Origin of the sequence: Peptoniphilus faecalis (assembly GCF_012976305.1) — a bacterium.
Classification (GTDB): Bacteria; Bacillota; Clostridia; order Tissierellales; family Peptoniphilaceae; genus Peptoniphilus_A; species Peptoniphilus_A faecalis.
Genome location: NZ_JABDSR010000032.1, coordinates 1 through 901, shown reverse-complemented (window position 1 = coordinate 901; position 901 = coordinate 1). Strand labels below are relative to the sequence as shown.

Sequence of the window (901 nt, the reverse complement as noted above, 5' to 3'; positions counted from 1 at the left end):
AGAATCTGAAACCTAGTGTTTACAAGCAGCGAAAGTAGACAAGAACTACGATCGCGTACTTTTTGTAGAACGGGCCAGCGAGTTACGATTATTAGCAAGGTTAAACATTACAGATGTGGAGCCGAAGCGAAAGCGAGTCTAAAGAGGGCAAAAGTTAGTAGTCGTAGACCCGAAACCGTGTGATCTATCCATGGGCAGAGTGAAGTTGAAGTAAAATTCAATGGAGGCTCGAACCGGGTAGCGTTTAAAAGCTATCGGATGACCTGTGGATAGGGGTGAAAAGCCAAACGAACACGGAGATAGCTGGTTCTCCTCGAAATAGCTTTAGGGCTAGCCTCTAGATAAGTGAAAAGGGGGTAGAGCACTGAATGGTCAAGGGGCATGCATATGTTACCAAGACCTATCAAACTCCGAATACCATATCACAAACTAGGGAGTCAGACTATGTGGGATGAGCTTCATAGTCGAAAGGGAAAGAGCCCAGACCATCAGCTAAGGTCCCAAAATAATAGTTAAGTGGGAAAGGATGTGGAGTTACTGAGACAACTAGGATGTTGGCTTAGAAGCAGCCACTCATTTAAAGAGTGCGTAATAGCTCACTAGTCAAGTGACTCTGCGCCGAAGATAACCGGGGCTAAACTATATACCGAAGCTATGGAACGTCAAACGTTGGTAGAGGAGCAATGTATGAAGGAAGAAGCAAAAGGCGAAAGCCATTGTGGACAACATACAAGAGAGAATGCTGGCATGAGTAGCGAGAGGTGAGTGAGAATCTCACCCGTCGAAAACCTAAGGATTCCTGAGCAAGGCTCGTCCACTCAGGGTAAGTCGGGACCTAAGGCGAGGCTGAAAAGCGTAGTCGATGGACAACAGGTGGAAAATCCTGTACCGATACAATCGT

Annotated in this window: 1 rRNA gene; it reads left to right on the top strand. The window is 46.3% G+C overall.

The features are described 5' to 3' along the window. Nucleotides 1–901 (top strand): 23S ribosomal RNA (locus HKO22_RS10610); the annotation flags it as partial.